The organism is Chryseobacterium sp. CCNWLW53, assembly GCF_037083525.1.
In the GTDB taxonomy this organism is placed as follows: Bacteria; Bacteroidota; Bacteroidia; order Flavobacteriales; family Weeksellaceae; genus Chryseobacterium; species Chryseobacterium lathyri.
On record NZ_JBAOJR010000003.1, the window covers coordinates 206,265 to 228,163 of the forward strand.

13 protein-coding genes are annotated in these 21,899 nt (G+C 37.0%); all 13 read left to right on the forward strand.

What is annotated here, in order from left to right; translation table 11 throughout:
• The 13 genes from rplJ (at window position 1) to V6R96_RS10045 (ending at window position 21,798) form a co-directional block, all read left to right on the forward strand.
• Complete coding sequence (gene rplJ, locus V6R96_RS09985) at window positions 1–594, forward strand: 50S ribosomal protein L10 (RefSeq protein ID WP_111955368.1); 594 nt, start codon at window positions 1–3, stop codon at window positions 592–594.
• A gap of 46 nt (window positions 595–640) precedes the next feature.
• On the forward strand, window positions 641–1,009 hold the full coding sequence (gene rplL, locus V6R96_RS09990) for a 50S ribosomal protein L7/L12 (protein WP_034723387.1): 369 nt from the start codon (window positions 641–643) through the stop codon (window positions 1,007–1,009).
• Between the two features lie 273 nt (window positions 1,010–1,282).
• Entirely contained in the window at window positions 1,283–1,642 is a 360-nt protein-coding gene (locus tag V6R96_RS09995) for a hypothetical protein (RefSeq protein ID WP_336379037.1), read from the forward strand.
• A gap of 177 nt (window positions 1,643–1,819) precedes the next feature.
• Window positions 1,820–2,971: a hypothetical protein gene (locus V6R96_RS10000; protein WP_336379036.1), complete on the forward strand. Its 1,152-nt coding sequence runs from the start codon at window positions 1,820–1,822 to the stop codon at window positions 2,969–2,971.
• A gap of 43 nt (window positions 2,972–3,014) precedes the next feature.
• Window positions 3,015–5,615 carry a T9SS type A sorting domain-containing protein gene (locus tag V6R96_RS10005; protein WP_146897138.1) on the forward strand — a complete coding sequence of 867 codons (2,601 nt, stop codon included), beginning with the start codon at window positions 3,015–3,017 and terminating at the stop codon, window positions 5,613–5,615.
• A gap of 450 nt (window positions 5,616–6,065) precedes the next feature.
• Window positions 6,066–9,887, forward strand: coding sequence for a DNA-directed RNA polymerase subunit beta (gene rpoB, locus V6R96_RS10010; RefSeq protein WP_111955361.1), 3,822 nt, complete (start codon window positions 6,066–6,068; stop codon window positions 9,885–9,887).
• A gap of 82 nt (window positions 9,888–9,969) precedes the next feature.
• Entirely contained in the window at window positions 9,970–14,235 is a 4,266-nt protein-coding gene (gene rpoC, locus V6R96_RS10015; protein WP_111955359.1) for a DNA-directed RNA polymerase subunit beta', read from the forward strand.
• A gap of 87 nt (window positions 14,236–14,322) precedes the next feature.
• Complete coding sequence (locus V6R96_RS10020) at window positions 14,323–14,628, forward strand: DUF3467 domain-containing protein (protein WP_034702050.1); 306 nt, start codon at window positions 14,323–14,325, stop codon at window positions 14,626–14,628.
• A gap of 185 nt (window positions 14,629–14,813) precedes the next feature.
• On the forward strand, window positions 14,814–17,666 hold the full coding sequence (locus tag V6R96_RS10025; RefSeq protein ID WP_336379035.1) for a T9SS type A sorting domain-containing protein: 2,853 nt from the start codon (window positions 14,814–14,816) through the stop codon (window positions 17,664–17,666).
• A 137-nt stretch (window positions 17,667–17,803) separates the two neighbouring features.
• On the forward strand, window positions 17,804–18,148 hold the full coding sequence (locus tag V6R96_RS10030; RefSeq protein ID WP_336389750.1) for a hypothetical protein: 345 nt from the start codon (window positions 17,804–17,806) through the stop codon (window positions 18,146–18,148).
• A gap of 70 nt (window positions 18,149–18,218) precedes the next feature.
• On the forward strand, window positions 18,219–18,716 hold the full coding sequence (locus V6R96_RS10035) for a hypothetical protein (protein WP_336379034.1): 498 nt from the start codon (window positions 18,219–18,221) through the stop codon (window positions 18,714–18,716).
• 35 nt (window positions 18,717–18,751) lie between these two features.
• Window positions 18,752–20,902, forward strand: a complete 2,151-nt coding sequence (locus V6R96_RS10040) for a TonB-dependent receptor (RefSeq protein WP_336379033.1) — start codon at window positions 18,752–18,754, stop codon at window positions 20,900–20,902.
• A gap of 245 nt (window positions 20,903–21,147) precedes the next feature.
• Window positions 21,148–21,798 (forward strand): Crp/Fnr family transcriptional regulator, encoded by a 651-nt coding sequence (locus V6R96_RS10045; protein WP_111955351.1) that lies wholly within the window; start codon window positions 21,148–21,150, stop codon window positions 21,796–21,798.
• Window positions 21,799–21,899: the final 101 nt, after the last annotated feature.

A 21,899-nucleotide genomic window follows, 5' to 3' on the forward strand; every position in this document is an offset into this window, starting at 1 on the left:
ATGACAAAAGACCAAAAAGTTGTAGCAATACAAGAGATCAAAGATTTGCTTCAGGATGCGAAAGTAGTTTATGTAGCAGATTTAGACGGTTTGAACGCTGCTAAATCTTCTGATTTCAGAAGACAGGCTTTCAAGCAGAATATTAAAGTGAAAGTAGTAAAAAATACACTTTTACAGAAAGCAATGGAGCAGATTGACGGAGTAGATTTCTCTGAAATGTTCCAAACATTCAAAGGTAACTCTGCATTAATGGTTGCTGATACAGCTAACGCTCCAGCAAAATTAATTAAAGACTTCAGAAAAAAAGAAGAGAAGCCGGCATTAAAGTCTGCTTTTGTACAGGAAACTTTCTATGTTGGTGACAACAATCTTGATGCCTTAGTAAGCATTAAGTCTAGAGAAGAAATGATCGGTGAAATCATCGGATTGCTTCAGTCTCCAATTCAAAGAGTTGTTTCTGCTCTTCAAAACAAATCTGAAACAGTAGAAACTGCGGCTGAAGAAGCTGCACCTGCTGTAGAAGAAACTCCTGCTGCTGAGGCTCCGGAAGCTCCTGCTGCAGAAAGCACTGACGAAACGCCAGCTGCTGAATAATTACACTCAAAAAATTAAATAAATAATCAACAAAAACATTACAACAATGTCAGATTTAAAAAATTTAGCTGAAACGCTAGTAAACCTAACAGTAAAAGACGTAAACGAATTAGCTACTATCCTTAAGGATGAGTACGGAATTGAGCCAGCTGCTGCTGCTGTAGTAGTTGCTGCAGGTGGTGCAGGTGAAGCTGCTGAAGAAAAAACAGAATTCGATGTAATTCTTAAGTCTGCAGGTGCTTCTAAATTGGCTATCGTTAAATTGGTAAAAGATTTAACTGGTGCTGGTCTTAAAGAAGCTAAAGATATCGTAGACGGAGCTCCTGCTGCTATCAAGCAAGGAATCTCTAAAGACGAAGCTGAAGCTCTTAAGAAGCAATTAGAAGAAGCTGGTGCTGAAGTAGAATTGAAATAATTCAATTTACTATAAAATAAGAAGCCCGGACAGCAATGTCCGGGCTTTTTTGTTTTTATAACATTCTAAAAATCAATGTATTTTGTTAAAATAATCAAGTATTATTGATATGTATGTTTTGATAATTGATTATTGTTGTGTATATCGTAAAAATTAACATAATTAAATGTTTATTATTTGCTTAAATGTTTGTTTTTTGTTAAAATTTAATATTAAAAAGTTGTTTTAATTGAAAATTTACTATATTTGTACCGAAAAAAAACACATACATCATTGAAAATAAATTACTTTATCTTCTATAGCTGTGCTATAGCATATTGTATCAATATGTTGTTTGCATGGCAGATAGGAAAACCCGGCGCCACATCTTTAGCAGTACAGAATTCTACTGTATCATGCTCTCTTTATAAAACTGGTGAGTTTACAAAATATTCACAAAAAGATAAGATTCCCGTTCTTAGTAAGGCTTCTATAGAAATGAGTAAGCGGTATGCTGGTATCAGGCATCTGAGCTTCATATGCAGAGACGCAGGAATTGTGCAACAGTATAAATGCACTAGACATTCTGTTGAAGATCCTAAAATTGAGGCAGGTTTTGACTTTGTCATTAAGTTTCCGGATAAATTATCTTAATCGTACATCTTCCAATTGCTTTAACGAAAACAAATATTAGTAGTAATAGCTTTATCCTTTATGAGTGTCACCCCATAAACGCACAGGTTGGAATTAATACATGTTAAGCTATACAGTATTTGAGTTCAATAGTATAAAAAAAACATAAAACATAAAAAAACAACAAATATCAATTTAATGAAAAACAAATTATTAACACTTGCTGTTTTATCCTTTACAGGATATCTCATAAACGCACAAGTTGGAATTAATACTGGTCTTCCCCAGGCTACATTGGATGTAGTCGGGTTTCCAACAAATATCAATAAGCCTGATGGAATTATTGCACCAAGGCTTTCATTGAGCCAATTGGCTGCTAAAACGTACGCTGCAGCTCAGACGGGGGCTTTGGTATATGTTACATCTATTAACGCTACTCCTGCTGGTTCAACGATTAATGTAGCAACTCCGGGATATTATTATTTTGATGGAACAGTATGGATATTTACTACGCCTTCAGACTGGCATACTACTGGGAACTCAGGGACAACCGCCGCCGCCGGTGTAGTGGGAAGTACAATTTCTTCCGGAAATTTTTTAGGAACAAAAGATTCTCAGAATTTGGTAATTGCTACGGCTGGTGCAATAAAAGGAATTTTATATACTGATGGTACTTTACGTGGTGGAAATACCACAGCTGCCGGTCCATATGCTTCTCTTGTATGGGGATCAAACAATACAATATCAGATACAACATTATCTTCTAGTGTTGTTCTGGGCAAAGATAATACGGTTTCCGCACAGGGGCCTAATTTTCCAGGTGTTGCTATAGGTTCGGGTAATACAACTACTAACGGAGCAAAAGCAATTGGTAATAATAATAATCTGAATGGATCCAATCAATTCGCAATGGGTAATCTCAATGCGGCTGTTGCGGGTAGTACTTCTGGTATTGCCTTGGGGAATAATAATACTTTCGCGGGCTTTGTTTTGGGATCATCAAATAATGTAACGAGTAGTAATTACGCTTTTGGAAATAGTAACACAGTGACTGCTTCAGGAGGTGCGGCTATGGCGATAGGTATTGGAGCGCAGGCAACAACAGCTAACCAGACTATATATGCTAATACTCAGCATGCTTTTTTCGGGCAATCAACAGCTACTAACACGGTTGTAGGAATAAATATGGCTCCTACAGCGGCATCTTCAACCGGAGCGGCTATTCAGATGAAAGGAATTGCTGCTGCTGCGGGTACATCTTGTACTTCAGCCGAAGAAGGAGCAATTCGATATAATATTACTATACATGCTCATGAAGGCTGCAATGGCACAATTTGGAAGGCATTCTAATTTAAAATAAACACAAAACTTAATAAAAACAAAAACAAAAAAAATGGCAAAAAAATTATTCGAGAAATTTGCAGTCATGCTGATGATATTTATGATGTCAGCGGCAGTATCTGCTCAAAAAGGCTATGAGCCTATCCGAGGGATGGGGGTAGAAGCTAAACCTGTAAATAATTCAGGTATTTGTTTGGCGTGTTATAACGGGAGTATGAATCCTGTAATAGATGCGAATCTGGATAATAGTGTAAGTATGGGGAACTTTGCTTCTTTAGTAAGTGGAAACGGTATATCTGTGAAAAACACAAATACTACTTATCCTGCAGGATACATTACAGGTTTTAATGTGGATTTGGGGACAAGTTTTATCACAGTAGACCTGTTAAGTTCATTAAGAATCAGTACCTATAAAAATGGAGTGCTTCAGGAATCTACTACAAGCAGTACCTTATTGTCTGTTCCTGCGTTCGGAGGAAGCAAAAACAGAATTTTCCTGCATATGAAAACGACAAGAGAATTTGACGAAGTAAGACTATACCAAACCAATGTACTGTCTATATTCAGTGCACTGAATGTATATTATGCCTTTGCATTTGATCCTACTAAAGTTCCTGTTGATAACAATGGAATCTGTGATGATATTATTGCGGGAAGTGGTGTAGATGGAAACGTATCAGGAAGCAGCAGCTTCATTGCTCCGCTTTCTTTTGTTCAAAACAGAGAAAGAATAGGGGACGGAGATAAGAATTCTTACGGATCAATTGTATTGCCGGCTGGACTTCTTGGATCTTACTCAGTAGGAGTATTGGATAAAAATCAGGTTTATCCGGCAGGAAACAAAGCAGGTTTTGTGATCTCTCCTGACGATGAAGGAAAACTTTTAAGTGCAGAGTTCTTAAAGAATATTACAGTAGAAACTTATTTATATGGCCAGCTTCAGGATTCTAGGACATTATCTGATGGTGGTGGTTTAATTAACATTAAAGTTCTGGGCTTTGGTACCGGAAAACAAAAAGTTTCAGTGACAACAACTAAGCCTTTTAACGAAGTGCGTTTGAAAGTTACGCAGACTTTAGGTGTTAATCTGGGATCTTTAAAAGTATATTATGCATTTGAGGAGCCTGCATCTTGTGAATGTAATGATAAAATCCAGACAAGTGGTTCTGCAATTCAGGGAAACCTGGTATCAGGAACTAACTGGACTTCCGGTCCTGGACTTTTTGGTCTTATTTTAGCGAAAATGGTAAACCCAGCGGCTATTGTAGATACCAATACATCTAATTATGCTACAGCAACTATTCCTGCTGCTTCATTGTTAAGTATTTTCTCAGCATATGCAACTGTAAGTACCAATAGCTTACTTCCTGCTAATACGTATGCTGGATTTACATTGGAAAAAGCTGCGAATCTGATCGGGGTGAGTGTTCTTGAAAATATTACGGTAACCCTTTACAATAATAATACTCAGACAGACATTTTCACAAGTACAGGAAGCCTAATTAGTGGAAATTTCTTCACTACAGATTCCAATAAATTTTATGTAGGAGGTAAGGCGACCAAACCTTTCAACCGTATTAAAGTGACGTTCTATAGTGGTACAGGGGTGCGTATTCCTCAGAACTACTATATCTATAATGCATTTGCAAGCAGAGACGATGATAATGATGGAGTGCCAAACTGCTTCGATCAGTGTCCTAACGGTAATGACAGTATTGATAATAACGGTAACGGTATTCCGGATTGTGCAGAAGGATGTACAGCGGTCAATGACAAATCTCCTACTATTGATACAGATGGTGACGGAATTGTGGATGCATGTGACCTTGATTCTGATAATGATGGAATTCTGGATGCTGTTGAAGATTTGAATCATGATGGCTTATTTGAGAATGATGACGTAGAAGGAGATCTTTTTGTTATTCCTACTTTAGGTGATGGTATTGCTGATTATTTGGATTTAGATTCTGATAATGATGGTATTCTTGATTTATTTGAATCAGGTGTTCCAACATCAGTAATTGATCAGATTGATGCAGATCATAATGGTGTTATAGATTTAGGTGTGGCTGTAGGTGCTAATGGTATTGCTGATATTTTGGAAACTTCTCCGGATTCAGGTGTATTGAAATATGCTACTAAAAATACTGATGGAGATGCTGATCTTGATTTTGTAGATCTTACCTCAAACGGTGCAAGCTTCGATTTATATGCTATTGGTAAAGGTAACCTGGATGACCTTGGTTCAGGATTTATTTCCAGAATCAATGATGTGGATAAAGATGGTATTCAGGCTGTTGTGGATACAGATCTTGTAAAGAGAGGAGCACCTGATTCTCCATTATCTCCTTACGCTGCTCAGTTAAAGAGTGCTTTGGCGAAGTCAGGTAAAGGAATAGCTGATTCAGATGTTACTTCAACTGCAAGTGATATTAGTGTGTATCCTAACCCGGTTAAATCAGGTGAAAATTTAAACGTTAAATCTGGAGAAGCAGGAACTTATACACTATTCTCTGCTCAAGGGCAATTAATCAAATCAGATAAATTCTCTGGTAATGCTGAAATTAATACAGCTTCACTACCGGCAGGTGTTTATATTGTAAAAATAGAAACTAAATCAACAATGAAATCTTATAAGATCATTGTAAAATAATTTTCACATTTTATAAAATGAAAGGCTGTCCTTCGGGACGGCCTTTTTTATTTGAAAACTTTTAATGCTCTCAAAATGAAGAGGTTTTATTTGTCTATATGAATGTAATTTCGTACCTTTGTCCCTCTTTTGGCGCGAATAATTGTTTGTAAATCTATAAAATATTGAAAATCAACTCTTTCATGGAAAATAATGAAAGGGATTTCTCGTATATAGATACTGCGGCTAGTTCTGCCTCAAAAGTAAATAAAAATATTTTGCATTACGCTGTGAAAAGATATACCAGCGTTGCAGTTAGGATTAGATTGTAAGAATAAAGAACAAAGAATAAAGACGATTTCTAATAGCGCCAAACATTATGAAGTCTTTTATCTTTTCTCTCTTTTTCTTTTTCTTTCCTGATATTTTTTAATGAATCAAAATATTTTTTAACCCTTTCTTAAAAGTTTTATGAGTAAAACAACAGCAACTACAAGGGGGAATCAGAGAATTAACTTCTCATCAGCTAAAGGAAAAATTATCACTCCTGACTTCCTGGATATCCAGTTAGAGTCTTTCAGAGATTTTTTCCAGCTTGATACCCTTCCAGAAGACAGAACAGACGAAGGTTTATACAGAACCTTCCAGGAAAACTTCCCGATCACCGATTCTAGAAATCAGTTCGTATTGGAATTCCTTGATTATCTGGTAGATTCTCCACGTTATTCAATTAACGAGTGTGTGGAAAGAGGATTGACGTATTCAGTTCCTCTTAAAGCAAGACTTAAATTGTATTGTACAGACCCTGAGCACGAGGATTTCCAAACTGTGGTTCAGGATGTGTATTTAGGCCCGGTTCCTTATATGACGCCTAGTGGATCTTTCATCATCAATGGTGCTGAAAGAGTTATTGTTACGCAGCTTCACCGTTCACCTGGTGTATTCTTCGGACAGACTTACCACGCAAACGGAACTAAACTGTACTATTCAAGAATTATCCCTTTCAAAGGATCTTGGATGGAATTTACGACCGATATCAACAGCGTTATGTACGCGTATATCGACCGTAAGAAAAAGTTACCATTAACTACCCTGTTAAGAGCGATCGGTTACGAATCTGATAAGGATATCCTTCAGATTTTCGACCTTGCTGAAGAAGTGAAAGTTTCTAAAGCGGCCCTTAAGAAAGTAGAAGGAAGAACATTGGCTGCGAGAGTATTGAACACTTGGTTCGAGGATTTCGTAGACGAAGATACAGGTGAAGTAGTTTCTATCGAAAGAAACGAAATCATCCTGGACAGAGAAACAATTCTTGAAAAAGAACATTTAGATCTTATTCTTGATGCTGGTGTGAAATCTATCCTGATTCACAAAGAAAACAGCAATGAATTCTCTATCATCCAGAATACATTACAGAAAGACCCTACCAACTCTGAAAAAGAAGCGGTAGAGTACATCTATCGTCAGTTAAGAAATGCAGATCCGCCAGATGAGGAAACAGCAAGAGGAATTATCGAAAAATTATTCTTCTCTGAGCAAAGATATTCTCTTGGTGAAGTTGGACGTTACAGGCTAAACAAAAAGTTAGGTCTTAATATTCCAACTACAACTGAAGTTCTTACAAAAGAAGATATCATTGCTATTGTAAGACACTTGATCGAGCTTGTTAACTCTAAAGCTGAGGTTGATGATATTGACCACTTATCAAACAGAAGAATTAAAACTGTTGGTGAGCAATTGGCAGGACAGTTCGGTGTAGGTCTTTCAAGAATTGCAAGAACAATCAAGGAAAGAATGAACGTTAGAGATAACGAAATCTTTACTCCACTAGATCTTGTAAATGCAAAAACATTAACATCAGTAATTAACTCGTTCTTTGGTACCAACCAGCTTTCTCAGTTCATGGACCAGACCAACCCGCTTTCAGAGATCACGCACAAGCGTAGACTTTCTGCACTAGGGCCTGGTGGTTTATCAAGAGAAAGAGCAGGTTTCGAGGTTCGTGACGTTCACCATACCCACTACGGAAGAATTTGCCCGATTGAAACTCCGGAAGGACCAAACATCGGTTTGATTTCATCTCTAGGAATCTATGCTAAAATCAATACCTTAGGTTTCATCGAAACTCCATACAGAAAAGTAGAAAATAGTAAAGTAGACCTTACTGCAGATCCTATTTATCTGAATGCAGAAGACGAAGAAGATAAAGTAATTGCTCAGGCGAACGTAGAATTGACTGATAACGGTGATTTCTTAACAGACAGGATTATCGCAAGACTAGATGGTGACTACCCGGTAGTTGAGCCATCTCAGGTTAACCTTATCGATGTAGCTCCAAACCAGATCTCTGGTATTTCAGCTTCATTGATTCCGTTCCTGGAGCATGATGATGCGAACCGTGCATTGATGGGATCCAACATGATGCGTCAGGCAGTTCCTCTATTGAAGCCACAAGCTCCAATCGTGGGTACAGGTCTGGAACAGCAGGTTGCCAAAGATTCAAGAATCTTGATCAATGCTGAAGGTACAGGTCTTGTAGAATATGTAGATGCTGATAAGATCACCATCAAATATGAAAGAAGCGCTGACGAAGATTTAGTACAGTTTGAATCTGCTACTAAAACTTACCACCTTACTAAGTTCAGAAAAACCAACCAGAGTACAACAATTACACTGAGACCAAACGTAAGAGTAGGTGAAACAGTGCATAAAGGACAGGTACTTTGCGACGGTTATGCTACTGAAAACGGAGAATTAGCTCTTGGTAGAAACTTAGTGGTAGCCTTCATGCCTTGGAAAGGATATAACTTTGAGGATGCCATCGTAATCAACGAAAAAGTGGTACGTGAAGACTGGTTTACTTCAATCCACGTTGATGAGTATTCACTTGAAGTTCGTGATACCAAATTAGGTATGGAAGAACTGACAGCAGATATTCCTAACGTTTCTGAAGAAGCAACTAAAGATCTTGACGAGAACGGTATGATCAGAATCGGAGCTGAAGTGAAGCCTGGTGATATTATGATCGGTAAGATTACGCCAAAAGGTGAATCTGACCCAACTCCGGAAGAGAAACTTCTTAGAGCCATCTTTGGTGACAAAGCTGGTGATGTGAAAGATGCTTCATTGAAAGCAGATTCTTCATTAAGAGGTGTTGTGATCAATAAAAAATTGTTCTCCAGAAATATTAAAGATAAAAAGAAAAGAACTGAAGAAAAACTTAAGCTTGAAGAGATTGAAAACACTTACAAGGCTAAGTTTGATGAGTTGAGAAACACTTTAATTGAAAAATTAAACACACTGGTAGGCGGTAAAACTTCTCAGGGAGTTACCAATGACCTTGATGAAGAAATCATCGGTAAAGGTGTGAAGTTCACTCATAAATTATTGACTTCAGTTGAAGATTACGTAAACGTAAGCGGTGCAGACTGGACTGTAGATAACGATAAGAATGAATTGGTAAAACAGTTAATTCACAACTATAAAATCAAGTTCAATGATATCCAGGGAGTTAAAAACCGTGAGAAGTTCGCTATTTCTATCGGAGATGAGCTTCCTGCAGGAATCATGAAATTGGCAAAAGTGTATATCGCTAAAAAACGTAAGTTGAATGTAGGGGATAAAATGGCAGGACGTCACGGTAACAAAGGTATCGTTTCAAGAATCGTTCGTGAAGAAGATATGCCATTCCTTGAAGACGGAACACCGGTAGATATCGTATTGAATCCACTTGGGGTACCTTCCCGTATGAACATCGGACAGATTTATGAAACAGTTCTTGGATGGGCTGGTCAGAAACTGGGTCTGAAGTTCGCTACACCAATTTTCGATGGGGCAAGCCTTGATCAGATCACTGAATATACAGAAAAAGCTGGTCTTCCGAAATTCGGTAACACTCACCTTTATGATGGTGGTACAGGAGAAAGATTTACTCAGCCTGCTACAGTAGGTATTATTTATATGCTGAAACTAGGACACATGGTTGATGATAAGATGCACGCACGTTCTATTGGTCCTTACTCATTGATTACTCAGCAGCCGTTAGGAGGTAAAGCTCAATTCGGAGGTCAGAGATTCGGAGAGATGGAGGTTTGGGCTCTTGAAGCATTTGGAGCATCAAATATCCTGAGAGAGATTCTGACTGTGAAGTCGGATGACGTGATTGGTAGAGCAAAAACTTATGAAGCAATTGCAAAAGGTGAATCGATGCCTGAACCAGGTATTCCGGAATCATTCAATGTATTACTTCACGAATTACAAGGACTTGGACTTGATGTAAGACTTGAGGAATAATTTTAAATTTTGAGTGTTGAATTTTGAATCAATTCAGAATTTATAATCCAAAATTTATAATCCAAAATCTAAAATCTAAAAAATGTCAAATAAAAATAAATCAAGTAGATTTAATAAAATAACCATCGGTTTAGCTTCACCGGAATCGATTCTTCAGGAATCAAGAGGGGAAGTTTTAAAACCGGAAACTATTAACTACAGAACACATAAACCTGAAAGAGACGGTTTGTTCTGTGAAAAAATCTTTGGTCCGGTAAAGGATTACGAATGTGCTTGTGGTAAATACAAGAGAATTCGTTACAAAGGGATCGTTTGTGACCGTTGTGGAGTAGAAGTTACTGAGAAAAAAGTAAGAAGAGAGAGAATCGGACACATCAACCTTGTAGTGCCTATTGCGCACATCTGGTATTTCCGTTCATTACCGAACAAAATCGGTTACCTTTTAGGAATTCCTTCTAAGAAATTAGACATGATCATCTACTACGAAAGATATGTAGTGATTCAGCAGGGTATTGCTAAAAAATTAGACGGTTCTGACTTCGATAATATGGAGTTCCTTACAGAAGAAGAGTACCTTGATATCATGGACACTCTTCCTGTGGAAAACCAGTATCTTGATGATTCTGATCCAAACAAATTCATCGCCAGAATGGGTGCTGAAGCTGTTGAAGATCTGTTAAAAAGAATCGATCTTGATGCATTGTCTTTCGATTTAAGACACAAAGCTCACAATGAAGGTTCCAAGCAAAGAAGAACTGAAGCTCTTAAAAGATTGAACGTTGTAGAAGCATTAAGAGGTGCCAATACAAGAATGATCAACAGACCGGAGTGGATGATTATGCGTGTGCTTCCAGTAATACCACCAGAGCTAAGACCATTGGTTCCATTGGATGGAGGACGTTTCGCAACTTCTGACTTAAATGACCTTTACAGAAGAGTTATTATCAGAAACAACCGTCTGAAAAGACTGTTGGAGATCAAAGCTCCGGAAGTAATCTTGAGAAACGAGAAGCGTATGCTTCAGGAATCAGTAGATTCATTATTCGATAATACAAGAAAATCTTCTGCCGTAAAATCTGAATCAAACAGACCATTGAAATCACTTTCTGATTCATTGAAAGGTAAACAAGGTCGTTTCCGTCAGAACTTACTAGGAAAAAGGGTAGACTACTCTGCGCGTTCCGTAATTGTTGTAGGTCCAAACTTACAGCTTCACGAATGTGGTATTCCTAAAGATATGGCAGCAGAACTTTACAAACCGTTCATCATCAGAAAACTGATTGAGAGAGGTATTGTAAAAACTGTGAAATCTGCAAAGAGAATCATCGACAGAAAAGAGCCTGTAGTATATGATATCCTTGAAAACGTGATGAAAGGTCACCCTGTTCTACTGAACAGAGCACCTACTCTTCACAGACTGGGTATCCAGGCATTCCAGCCTAAGATGATCGAAGGTAAGGCAATTCAGCTTCACCCGTTGGTAACAACAGCATTCAACGCCGATTTCGATGGTGACCAGATGGCGGTACACTTACCGTTAGGCCCTGAAGCGATCCTTGAAGCTCAGTTATTGATGCTAGGTTCTCAGAACATCTTGAACCCTGCAAACGGTTCTCCTATTACTGTACCTTCTCAGGACATGGTTCTTGGTCTTTATTTCATGACCAAAGAATTGAGCTCTACAGAAGATATGAAAGTAAAAGGTGAAGGCCTTGCATTCTATTCTCCGGAAGAAGCGGAAATCGCTTATGCTGAAGGAAGAGTATCATTAAACGCTAAAGTAAGATGTAGACTGCCTGTTAAAGAAAACGGAGAATTAGTAACAAGATTGATCGAAACTTCCGTAGGTAGAATCTTATTCAACCAGATTGTTCCTAAACAGTCAGGATATATCAATGAACTTCTGACTAAGAAATCATTAAGAAATGTGATCGGTAAGATCCTTGCTGATACCGACTTCCCTACAACCGTGAAGTTCCTGGATGCAATGAAAGATTTAGGATATTCAAATGCATTTAAAGGAGGTCTTTCCTTCTCACTTGGAGATATTGTAGTTCCTGTTGAGAAGAAAAAAATGATTGCTCAGTCCATTGAAGCAGTAGACGAAATTAGAGCCAACTATAACATGGGTCTGATTACAGATACAGAACGTTATAACCAGGTAATCGACGTTTGGACTAATACCAACGCCGGATTAACTGAAATGATCATGGGTAGAATGAAAACCGATCAAGGTGGATTCAACTCTGTATATATGATGCTTGATTCCGGGGCGAGGGGTTCCAAAGAACAGATCCGTCAGTTATCCGGGATGAGAGGTTTGATGGCAAAACCGCAGAAAGCTGGTTCTACCGGTGCGGAAATTATTGAAAACCCGATCCTGGCAAACTTTAAAGAAGGTCTTTCCATCCTTGAGTACTTTATCTCTACTCACGGTGCCCGTAAAGGTCTTGCGGATACCGCTCTTAAGACAGCCGATGCCGGTTACTTAACAAGAAGATTGGTAGACGTTGCTCAGGACGTTATCGTTACAGAAGACGACTGTGGTACTTTAAGAGGTACTGAAGTGACTGCCCTTAAGAAAAATGATGAGATCGTTGAAAAGATCTCCGAAAGAATCTTAGGTAGAGTTTCTCTTCACAACATCTATGATCCTGAAACAGATGAGTTAATCACTGAAGCAGACCAGGTAATTAATGAAGCATTAGCGAAGAGAATTGAAGCAGCAGGGTTAGAATTTGTTGAAGTTCGTTCTCCGCTTACTTGTGAAACTAAGAAAGGTATCTGTGCGAAATGTTACGGTAGAAACTTAGCAACAGGTAAAATGATCCACATGGGTGAAGCGGTAGGTGTAATTGCAGCTCAATCAATTGGGGAACCAGGTACTCAGCTTACGTTGAGAACCTTCCACCAAGGGGGTGTATCCACGAACGTTTCAGAAAACCCATCTATTGTTGCAAGAAGAGACGGTATCGTAGAATTGGATGAAGTAAGAACAATTACTTCTGAAGATGAAAACGGTAATACTGCGGAAGTAGTAGTTTCCCGTACAACAGAATTCAGATTGGTTACCGATAATGAGCAGAGAACACCATTAATGATTACTAACGTACCTTACGGTTCTCAGTTAGTCGTTAAATCTGGTGATAAAGTGAAGAAAGGTGATCTTATTGCGAAATGGGATCCATATAATGCGGTAATCATTGCTGAAACTGCTGGTAAAGTAGAATACGAGGATATCATCCAGGGTATTTCATTCCAGCTTGAAATTGACGAACAGACAGGATTCGAAGAGAAAGTAATCTCTGAATCCAGAAATAAGAAAGCCGTACCTACTCTGAAAGTGGTAGATTCTAAAGGAGTTGAGCAAAAAGGTTACAACTTACCGGTAGGAGCCCACTTAATGGTAAACGATGGTGAAAAAATTAAGGCTGGTAAAGTCTTGATCAAGATCCCAAGAAAATCTGCAAAAGCAGGGGATATCACCGGAGGTCTTCCGAGAGTTACCGAATTATTCGAAGCAAGAAACCCTTCAAACCCGGCGGTTGTTACTGAAATCGATGGAGTAGTTTCTTACGGAAAAATCAAGAGAGGTAACCGTGAACTTATTGTTGAGGCTAAAACTGGAGAAAGAAAGATTTACCTTGTAAAACTTTCCAACCAGATCCTTGTTCAGGAGAATGACTTCGTAAGAGCTGGTTCGCCGCTTTCTGACGGTTCAATTACTCCGGATGACATCTTAAGAATTAAAGGCCCAACTGCAGTTCAGGAATATTTAGTAAACGAAATTCAGGAAGTTTACCGTCTTCAGGGGGTAAAAATTGATGATAAGCACTTCGAAATTATCGTAAGACAGATGATGACGAAAGTATCTATCGTAGACGGAGGTGATACTCAGTTCCTTGAAGGTGCATTAGAGCATAAATTTGATTTCTTGGAAGAAAACAACAGAGTGTTCGGTCTTAAAGTGGTAGTTGAAGCTGGTGATTCTAAAGAATTCAAGCCAGGTCAGATGATTACTGCAAGAGAATTAAGAGATGAGAACTCTAAGTTGAAGCGTGAAGATCAAGCTTTAGTTGAAGTTAGAGAAGCACTTCCTGCTACAGCAACGCCTGTATTGCAAGGTATTACAAGAGCAGCTCTTCAGACTAAGTCATTCATGTCTGCAGCATCATTCCAGGAAACCACTAAAGTTCTGAACGAAGCAGCTGTTGCTGGTAAAGTAGACTTCTTAAGTGGTCTTAAAGAAAATGTAATTGTAGGACACAGAATCCCTGCAGGTACAGGTCTTAAAGAATACCAGAATGTAATTGTAGGTTCTAAAAAAGAATTTGAAGACCTTAACTAAAATTAATGATTTGAAATTTGAGGTTTGGATTTATTTTTATATTTTCACAATCTCAAATTTCGAATTTAAAAAACATAATTTATAACAATGGACAACAATCAAAATCCTCAAGATGGAAACATCAACATCGAATTAAACGAAATGGTAGCTGCTGGAGTATATGCTAACTTAGCATTAGTAAACCACTCTCCATCTGAATTCGTTGTAGATTTCATCCAATTAATGCCAGGTGTACAACAGGCTAAAGTAAGATCAAGAATTATTCTTGCTCCGCTTCACGCTAAAAGAGTACTTTCTGCTCTTCAACAAAACATCACTAACTACGAGCAGCAATTTGGAGAAATCAAAGAAGTTGAGCCTTTCGTATTAGGAGGTAACAACGTACAAGCTTAAGATTTTTTTTCAAAATAAATCAGAATGCCTTAAATTTATTTGAGGCATTTTTTTATGTCTTCATTTAACATAATAATGAATTTTTTATACTTTAAAAGCTGTTATTTTGTGTAATTTGTAATTTTTTATACAAATTAATACAATCGTTGTTGTATTTGAGTATATTTGTAGGAAATATATAAAAAATGAAAAGATATATTATTTTTGGTGTTATGTTGTGCATATCCGGAGGTCTTTATGCGCAAGATAATACACTTCATGCTAATCAAAAACACCTTCAGGAATTATATTCTAAATATGATAAAAGTGTAAAAAAACAGCATAAATATTCAAAAACAGCAGGAATTCCTCCCGATCTTTATAATGAGGAAGATTATAAAAGAACAATGGATCCGGTTACAGGAGGAACTAATTTTTATAAGCTTGCCAAACTGAATCAGGAGATTGCTCAAGGAAGATATGCTCCTACAAAACCGCTGTCTTTTATCACTACAGACGGATCCGGATCTTCTACAGCAAAAATAGTAAATGAGCCATGGGTAGAAAGAGGACCTTACAGCGTAGGAGGGAGAACCCGGACTATACTGTTTGATCCCAATGATCCAACAGGTAAAAGGGTCTTTGCAGGCGGTGTTTCAGGTGGTCTTTGGGTAAACCAGGACCCTTCCGTAAGTACCAATGAATGGACGCCGTTAAGTACATTTTGGGCAAATACTTCCATTGCCTGTATGGCTTCTGATCCAAATGATCCACAAACCTTCTATGTTGGAACTGGAGAATCTTCAACTACTGATGCGGTAGGCTCGGGAATATGGAAATCGACTAATGGAGGAACGACATGGACGCAGATCTTCACCATTCCGGTTACCTATTCCTCTTCAGGAGTAAGAAATGGTAATTTCTATATTAATGATATTAAAGTAAGAAATAATAATGGTGTTTCGGAAGTATATGCCGGAGTAAGTGGTGCTTATGTAGGGATTTCTTTTAATGACGGATGGCAGGGACTAAGCCAGGCCGGATTATACAAGTCTACAGATGGTGGTACAACATTTACCAAGAACAGCAACTTGCTTGCCCTTAATACAACTACCGGTACAACCAGTACAACAGGATACTCTATCCAGCAAATAGAAATAGGAGCGGATAATTCAGTGTGGATTTCTACCAGATCTTCCCGATTCTCAAATATAGATTCAGGAGGGCGAATTTTCAAATCTACAGACGGAAATACTTTTAGCGAAATTTATAATGTGGGAAATACGGGTTCAAGAGTAAATTTCACACTTTCCAGAACCGATGCAAATAAGATTTATGCATTCATGCAGGGAGTAAACAATACTTCGGAGCCAATTCGTATTGCAAGATCTATGGATGGTGGTACAACTTGGCAGGCTACTAACGATGCAACACCGGTTATTACACTTCCTACAGCCGCGGACACAAGTATTGCTGCAAACGATTTTACAAGAGGACAGTCGTTCTATGACCTTGTGATTGCTGCTGATCCTTTAGATGACAATACCGTTTATATCGGAGGAATTGATCTGTTTAAATCTACAAACGGAGGTGTGAGCTGGACACAGATTTCAAAATGGTCGAATAATAACAATATGGCAGCCCTGCAGGTTTCTCAGGTACATGCAGACCAGCATGAAATAGTTTTTAATCCTTTTAATAACTATTCTACCAACCAGATGTTGTTTGGAAATGACGGCGGAATTTATTTTGCAGGTAATAAAAATACAATTGGAACAATAGGAGGTTTTTCTGCTAGAAATACAAGATACAATGTTACACAGTTTTATAGTGCAACGTTGAATCCTATTAAAACTCCTTCTAATGAAGAAATTTTGGCTGGTGCTCAGGATAATGGTTCTTGGTGGTTGTATGGCGTTCCGCAGGCGAACAATTTCTTAACGAGCCAACTTGCAACTTCCGGAGATGGAATGTACACAGAATATGACGATCAGGATAATTATGAAATTGCAAGTTATGTTTACAATAATCATTATTTATTGACAAACAATGCCTATTATCTTATCTCAAGTGCCAACAGAAATGCTTACGGGCACTTTGTAAATGAGATTGCTTTAGACAGGATAAACAATGTTTTCTATTCTTACCGTTCAGGATTAACTTTATTCAGAACAAGTGGATTATCTGCTACAGCAACAACATTTACCAATAACACTGTTACAGTAGGAACGGCACAAACAAACGAGCAAATTTCCTGGCTGAAGGTTTCTCCTTACACAACTGCATCTACAACCTTGTTTGTTGGGACTAACCTGGGAAGAATCTTTAAAATAACAAATGCTAATACAACTTCATATGTTACAACAGCAATAACAACACCAGCGGTAGGAACAATTTCTGATATCGAATTTGGAGCCAATGAAAACGAAATTATTGTAACATTATCCAACTATAATCTTACCAGTATCTTCTATTCTGCAGACGGCGGAGTAACATGGCAGAATAAAGAAGGAAATCTTCCTGATATGCCGGTAAGAACGGTTTTAAGAAATCCTGACGATGCCAATGAAATAATTGTAGGAACAGAAATGGGAGTATGGGGAACAACCAATTTCCTTTCTGCATCGCCGACCTGGGCTTCCATTAGCGGAAATATTGGGAATATAAGAATTACCAATTTAGATTACCGGCCTGCAACAAGAACAGTTTTGGTTTCTACTTACGGAAGAGGGGCTTGGACTACTCAAAACACAATAGTTGCACTAGCAACAGGAGAGGTAAAATCTAAAAAAGACGAAACAAAAGTATATCCGAATCCTTCAAAAGGAATTTCGCATTTACGATTTGATTCTGCTAAATACAATTTTGTAGACATCAGTATTTTTGATGCATCGGGAAGAGTGATTTACAGTAAGAAAAATGTAAAATCTGATGAAGAATTTGGTCAAAGATTAACTCCTGGAAATTACGTACTGAAAGCTGAATCCAAAGGTGAAGTTATTTACAGTGGAAACTATTTGGTTTTAGGCAAAGTAACTGATGATGGAGAAGACGATTAAAAATGAATAACCAATTATTTATAATCATATTTTGGATACTGGCGTTTTCCTGTAAAGCGCCGGTTTCCTCATTATATCAGGATCGTGTAATTTTAGTTTCCGCAGAAAAAAAAGACTGGTTTGGAGGAAGGCCAGGAGTGAGAGGAACGGTTTATACAGTTATATTAAAATCAAAAAATAACAAAGATAATATCCGTGTTAAATCTTTGAAAGCAGAAGGAAATACCATCAATTTTACTCAAACCAATTCTGGCAATTTAATTACTATAAAAGGTAATTTGCAAAGTACAGATCAGGCAGATAATTTTGAAAATAAACCTTCCGGAACACCTGTAGAAAGTCCTAAAAAATCTCTTATTCCAGATTCAAAAGATAATTGGATAGAGTACACGGCAAACAATTCCAAAAAAATTCACAGAATATATATATCAGGATTTGTTTCGGCAGAACCTGAGGGAGAATTAATTCCTCAAAGACAATAATTTTCTTCATTTGCATAAAAAACTATTCTTTATATTTTTATTTATTCCTTTAGTAATTGTATTTTTTAATATGATTCATCCTGTCATTTCTTATATTAAAACTGAAGTATCCAAAAAAACACAATCTCATATTTTAGAACGTAAATTTAATACGTCTGAAACGATCTGTTTTTCTGAAAAAGATTTAGTAAAAGCCGAATGGAAAGAGGAAAAAGAATTTATCCTCAATGGTTTTTCTTATGATGTGATCAACATTAATTTTATAAACGGGACTAAATATTTTTATTGTTATCTGGATAAAAAAGACATCGTTCTTAATTCTATATTGAATTTCTCTGCCTTTTTCGTTACCAAGAAAATAGTTGCATGGCGACATTTCGGTGTGCCTTTACAAGGGAAGAAGATCGTAAAAATTTCCAACTCTTTTATTTTTTTTGAGGGTGGAGAATTGCGGGTTTTCAATATATTTCATTTAAAACAAAGATCAGAATATTTAAAAAGATTAAAAAGTACATCTTGTTTGTCAATTATAATTCCGCCTCCGGAAGATGTTTTTAACCTGTTATAAAAACATTTAAACGACCAATAATTAATTTTTAATCAATGAAAAAATATATATGCATTGCAGCTTTGCTTAGCTGTGTAATTGCAAATGCCCAACAATCATCAGGAAGTAATATAGAAGAAGTTGCTATCCAGGGAAGAAAAAAAATAAAGCAGGAACGTGCAGAATTTAAAAGACATGCACAGTCTGTAGAAACACTTTCGGAAGAAGAATTAAACAGGAACAATCCTGCTGCAATTGAACAGACATTATCTACAATGTCCGGATTACAAGTTGATAAACGGACTAATTTTGGAGGTCAGAGATTAGTTGTTCGTGGGTATGGAAACGATCAGAAGTTTAACAACTGGGGGGTTAAAGCTTATTGGAATAATATGCCATTAACAAATGCTGAAGGAATTACCATTTTGGATGATTTGGATTTTGCGTACGTCAATAATGTTGAGGTTATCAAAGGTCCTGCAGCAACAATGTATGGTGGCGGAGTAGGCGGAGTGGTTCGGTTTTATACACGTCCTGATTTTACAAAAGGCATTACAGTTTCCGAAAATGTTTTGGTAGGTGCTTTTAAAACATTTCAGTCCCGTACTCAGCTGAATGTTGCTGATGAAAACTATTCGGTTAATGCAGCTTACGGTCATCTTGAAACTGATGGTTACAGACCGAACGGAAGTGGGTTAAAAAACTTTTTTAACGTAAACGGAACAGTAAAGCTTGGAAAAAATGATCAGTTAAGTTTCTTTGGAAGCCAGGCCTATTCTTACGAGCACACGTCGGGACAGATTTCTTATGACGATTATTATGCAGGAATCGATAACGGAAACCCTGCCTATATTCGTAAAAATTCAGGAACAAAAATAAAATCTACCAGAGTGGGGCTTAGCAACTCTGTTAATATTCTTCCAAACCTTAGAAATTACACGACGATATTTTACTATAATGGAAATACAGAAAGTATTTCTGCAGGAGCTTACGGAGTATCAAGCGCACCAAATGTAGGATTGCGTTCCACATTTACCCTAAAAAATGAATTCAAAGACTTCGAGAACAGGCTGGATTTTGGGGCAGAAATTCAGAATTCAATGTCTACTGCATCAAGCTACCGTTTTACAGGCTTGATTACAAATCCGCTGGAAACTACGGGAATATCCGGAGCCACTTATTTTAAATACAATAATAATCAGGCCACTTATTTTGCAATAGATTATTTAACATACAAACCTTGGGGCTTAACATTACTTGCAGGAGTAAGCGCAAATAAAACTAATTATGACAGAAAAGATTTGTATGCGCTTCCCGGATTAATTGCAGGAAAAAAAGATCAGTCTTTCGGAAAACAATATGAGACGGCTTATACTCCGCATTTTGCTTTACAGAAAGAATGGAAACATCAGATTTTTAATCTAAGCTATAGTGAAGGATACAATGCCCCTACTGCAAGTTCATCTTTTATAAATTATACGAATACCGCTAATAATGATCTGCAGGCAGAACGTGCTAAAATGGTAGATTTCAGTGTACATGGACTTTTATTAGATACCAAGCTGGATTATCAGGTTTCTTTGTTCAGAATAGATTATTCTAATAAATTAACTCAGCTGACAATACCTAATTCTAATAACCAGACCTATTGGGCAAACACAGGAAGTCAGAAAAATAGTGGTCTGGAAGTAAGTGTTGGTTACCTGTATAAAAATGATAACTCATTCCTTAACAGAATTGCTCCCTTTGTAAATCTTTCTTATTACGATGCAAAATATAAAGATTTTAAAACAAGGTTATTGGGCGGTGAACAAACTTACGATCATAAAACTGTTGTCGGGGTTCCTAGAAATAAATATGCTGTCGGTTTGGATTTATATACAAAACCTGGCTTTTATCTCGTAAATACTTATAATTACCTGGGCAATGTATACACAGATTTTGCAAATACCAATCTCGTAAAAGGTTTTGGCTTACTTAATTCTAAATTAGGTTATAAAAAAACTTTTGGAAAATTTGATGTGGATGCTTATATAATGGGAAATAACTTAACCAATCAAATCAATTATACATTCCTGTTCTTAGGAAACAGTATTAATGATTCGGATACAGGTAATGGTTACCCAAAAGGACTCGCCACGGATCTTAATCCTGGTCCAAACAAATCGTATTTCTTTTATGGCTTGAATTTAAAATACAGATTATAATGACTAGTTCTGAAAAATCCCGATGCAGATCAAATACTTTTTATAGGTGTAATGATTTCTGATGGTCTGTGCATCTGAAGTTAAATAATGATTGTATCGCTATTTCAGAACTCAATATAAATTTTACAAAAGACTGTTTCACAAAAGTGAAGCAGTTTTTTTAAAATAATCAATTGTTAAAATAATTTTATTCATTCTTATATTTATATTTTTCTAAATTTGTTTTTAGATATGATATAACAGATATGATAAATAATCAATTTATTCTCAATAAATTTGGATTTTTAGGAGATGATTTTTTAAATGAAATGCATGCAAATGCGATTATTACTGAAATAAAATCAAAAACAGAAGTTATCAGGGAAGGGCAAAAAAATAAATACGTTCCTTTTCTCATTAAAGGTTCTATAAAAGTCTTTACCCTCAATGATGGCAGAGAACTGATCTATTACTATATAAGACCCAATGATAGCTGCCTGATGACTTTTTCGTCCATTTTTACAGATTATACCAGCAGGGTATATGCTGTTGCAGAAGAAGAATCTGAAGTTATTCTCATTCCTGTATCTGTTATACACAGTTGGCTGATCCGTTTTCCGGAAATCAACAAGGTATTTTATCATGAATATGATAAACGTTTCTCAGACGTCATGAATATGGTAAATGATGCTGTATTTCACAGACTTGATAAAAGAGTTCTGAACTATATTCGCCAGCAGATTTCAGCCACAGGAAACAGTCCTTTAAAAATTACACACCGTGAAATAGCCAACAATTTAGGTACCTCCAGAGAAGTTATAAGCAGGGTTCTTAAAAAGATTGAAAACGAAGGTGAAATTCTTCAGACTAAGGAAGGAATCAAAATCCTTGTTAATGAAAATGTTAGACCTGTCTAATATATGATATTTTAATTAAATTGTTTTTATCATTGATAAAAACAATTTTTATGGTGACTTTTATCACACACTTTTAGATCGATAACTCAATAAGTTTGTCA